The organism is Streptomyces sp. NPDC048002 (assembly GCF_040653275.1).
Classification (GTDB): domain Bacteria; phylum Actinomycetota; class Actinomycetes; order Streptomycetales; family Streptomycetaceae; genus Streptomyces.
In genome coordinates this window covers 1-3,256 of sequence record NZ_JBEZNL010000085.1, presented here as the reverse complement: position 1 = coordinate 3,256, position 3,256 = coordinate 1, and the positions used below count along the sequence as shown (strand labels likewise).

The following is a 3,256-nucleotide window of genomic DNA, read 5'->3' as shown; positions in this document are numbered from 1 at the left end:
GCCAGAAGGGCGTCCAGGTTTGTCTTCACACACTGACCAACGGGCGCCCTTCGCCATGGTCGCGACCAGCACACACATCGGACTCACTCATCTAGCCGCGATATTACCCAAGTTGGGTAATCAGCCTGGCCTTTTGGCGGGGGTCCCCTGATCGCGATGCTCCTCTGCATGGCGAGCAATCAGCAGACCAGACCAGGCATCGGCGGGCTGGCGAAGGACCGTGCCACCGGACGTATCGGCGTCGTCATGGGCGAGGTCGGCGGCCGTGTGCAGATGCGGCCGGTCCGTGGCGGCAGGGAGTGGGACGTCATGCGCAACGACGTGGAATCCCTCAGCGCCCGGGAGGAGCTGAGCGTTCGGCTGGCTGCCAGGAACGACAACAGCCGGGTCGGGCTGTGATGCGCGCCGTCGGTCGGTACGCCGGGGTCCTGTTCATCATCTGCATCAGCGGTTCGTGCGGCTTGGTGATCGGTATGGCCCTTGGTCTCGGCCAGTAGACCGGCCGCCCCGGACGGGTGCTGTTACGGCTCCCCCGTCCCCGTTCGGGGCCGGCCTCCGAACTCGCTCCCGATCGTCTTCGAGCGTGCTCGGCGTTCAGGGCGGCAGGTAAGTGCCCTGCACCACCTCACACCAGGAGATTGCAGATGACGGCAACAGCTAACGATCACAGGACCGGCCGCGTGGTGGCGGGTGAGGAACTGTTCCAGAGCCTCGCCCATTTCGTGCTCACCCACAACGGCCAGTCGCCCGAGCGAGCCGAGCGGATCGCGGACCAGGCGCTCGCGTTCGTGGTCACGGCGGCCACCGCGACGGTCCCCATGGTCCCTTCGGACGACGTGGACCTCGGCCTCCATGCGCTCATCCTGCACACGAAGGAGTACGCCCAGCTGTGCGAGCGGTTCGCGGGGCGCTTCCTGCACCACAACCCGAGGCCGGGAGGCGGGGCGCGTGATCCTGAGCGGGTCGCTGCCTCGGCTCAGGCTATGAAGGCGGCCGGTTTCGTGGTCTTCGACGACCTGTGGACCGTGGACGGCACGAACCTCGCGCAGTGCGACTCGGACTGCGGCCGGCCCTATGGTCAGGACTGACCCACCCCACAGCGACGCGACCGGCCTCGCCCCGTGGCCGGTCGCGTGCGACCTGAAGGAGAAGAGACGTTGTCCGGCCCAACCCCTGAACTGCCGATCGTGGTGCTCGACGCGCTCGTGCCCACGGCTCACCACCTGGTCGTCAACCGCCGGGGCTCCACGGTCTGGGAGGTGGAGAGCCCGCGGGGTCACTACGCCGTGAAGCTCGGCCACCCGATCGAGGCCACGGCCGACTGGGCCGCCCAGCCCTGGACCGCGCTCGCGCCGGCGCGCGAGGGTGCCGTACTGCACCGGCTCGGCCTCGACGAGATCGCCTACGGCGAGTGGGAGCGCGGTACCTGGAACTTCCAGCCGTGGCACGAAGGCCCGGACCTGTACCGGCTGTGGGAACCCTGCCGTGGACCGGACTCACCCATCGCGCCCCACACGGATGTTGCCCTGGGGTGCGTCGAGGCACTGGCCGAACTGCATGCGAAGGGCTGGGCACACGGTGATGTGCAGCCCGCCCACTTCATCATCGGGCCCGAACGGACGCACCTGATCGACCTCGCCCTCGCCCGTGGCAAAAGCGTGCCCGAGGGATACGACTTCCCGTTCCGCGGCTGCCTGGTCCACTACGAAGCACCCGAGATCGCCCGCAGCGTGCTCGCCACCGGCGAAGCCGAGCCGACACCGGAAGCCGACATCTACGCCCTCGGCGCGTCCCTGCTCATCTCCGCCACCGGCTGGCGAGCGGTCGAGTACCCGGACGACGCTCCTCGATCCGTGCAGAGAGAAGCCGTGGCGAGTGGTCGTCGCCGCCCTGTAAAGGCCCCCGGTGAGCTGGGCGAACTGATCGAAGCCATGCTCAGCCACGCCCCCGAGGACCGACCGACGATCTACGAAGTGGGCAAAGCCCTGAGCTGACCCCGAAACACGTACGCCGCGTGTCGCTCGTGCGGTGGCGGGCGACAACAACAGACCGGAACACCCCTCAGCCTGGACAGCATTCCGGGTGGTCCGGTCGTGGAAGCCCCCTCAAATCTGAAGGAGCATCCTGGCTGTGAGGGAGTGTTCAATGATCGGCGGATCCGATGATCAAGGAGACGCCAGATGAGCGACACCAGCATCGAGCAGATACCGGGCAGTGAGGCGGCGGTGGAGGCCGTGCCGGCGAGTGACGAGCAGTTGGTCGCGATGCTCGTGGACCGGGCCCGTAGCGAGGGCCTGCAGCTGACCGGGGAGGGCGGGCTGCTCCAGCAGTTGACGAAGCGGGTGCTGGAGTCCGCCCGGGAGGGCGAGATCACCGATCACCTCGGATACGAGAAGCACGGTGCCGAGGGCAGGGGTAGCGGCAACAGCCGCAACGGGACCCGAGCGAAGACTGTGCTGACCGATGTCGGCCCGGTCGAGGTCAAGATCGCCCGTGACGTGGCTGGTTCGTTCGAGCCGCAGATCGTCAAGAAGCGGCAGCGGCGTCTGGGCGGGGTGGACGAGATGGTGCTGTCGCTGTCGGCGAAGGGGCTGACGCACGGGGAGATCTCCGCGCATCTGGCCGAGGTCTACGGCGCGAGCGTGTCCAAGGCGACCATCACCACGATTACGGACAAGGTGATGGATGGGATGGCGGAATAGTCCAATCGCCCGCTGGACTCCGTCTATCCCGTGCTGTTCGTGGACGCGATCAACGTCAAGATCCGGGACGGACAGGTCGCGAACCGTCCGATCTACGTCGTGATGGCCGTGACCGCCGAGGGCCACCGCGACATCCTGGGGATCTGGGCCGGCGACGGCGGCGAGGGCGCAAAGTGCTGGCTGAGCGTGTTCACGGACCTCAAGAACAGGGGCGTCGACGACGTCCTGATGCTGGTCTGCGACGGGCTGAAGGGCCTGCCGGAAGCGGTGGAGACCGTCTGGCCTCGAACGATTGTCCAGACTTGTGTCGTTCGCCTTCTCAGGAACAGCTTCCGGCACGCGGCCCGCCAGGACTGGGACAAGATCGCCAAGGCGCTCAAGCCCGTCTACACGGCGCCGAACGAGGCTGCCGCGACCGAGCGGTTCAGCGAGTTCCAGGAAGCCTGGGGCAAGAAGTACCCGGCGATCGTGCGGCTTTGGGAAGTCGGCTTCATACTGCCTGTCCTGTCTCGTAGTTGGTGTTCGCTCGTCGCTTGAGGTGGGAGGAGGTTGCC

The 3,256-nt window shown here is 67.2% G+C and carries 3 protein-coding genes and 1 pseudogene; all 4 read left to right on the top strand.

What is annotated here, in order from left to right; genetic code table 11:
* Window positions 1-156: 156 nt before the first annotated feature.
* Window positions 157-399 (top strand): hypothetical protein, encoded by a 243-nt coding sequence (locus tag AB0E07_RS39760; protein WP_362263352.1) that lies wholly within the window; start codon window positions 157-159, stop codon window positions 397-399.
* 245 nt (window positions 400-644) lie between these two features.
* Window positions 645-1,088, top strand: coding sequence for a hypothetical protein (locus tag AB0E07_RS39755; protein ID WP_362263349.1), 444 nt, complete (start codon window positions 645-647; stop codon window positions 1,086-1,088).
* A 69-nt stretch (window positions 1,089-1,157) separates the two neighbouring features.
* Window positions 1,158-1,994 carry a protein kinase gene (locus tag AB0E07_RS39750; protein ID WP_362263346.1) on the top strand — a complete coding sequence of 279 codons (837 nt, stop codon included), beginning with the start codon at window positions 1,158-1,160 and terminating at the stop codon, window positions 1,992-1,994.
* A gap of 270 nt (window positions 1,995-2,264) precedes the next feature.
* Window positions 2,265-3,209 (top strand): annotated as a pseudogene (locus AB0E07_RS39745) (IS256 family transposase); the annotation flags it as partial.
* Window positions 3,210-3,256 lie beyond the last annotated feature (47 nt).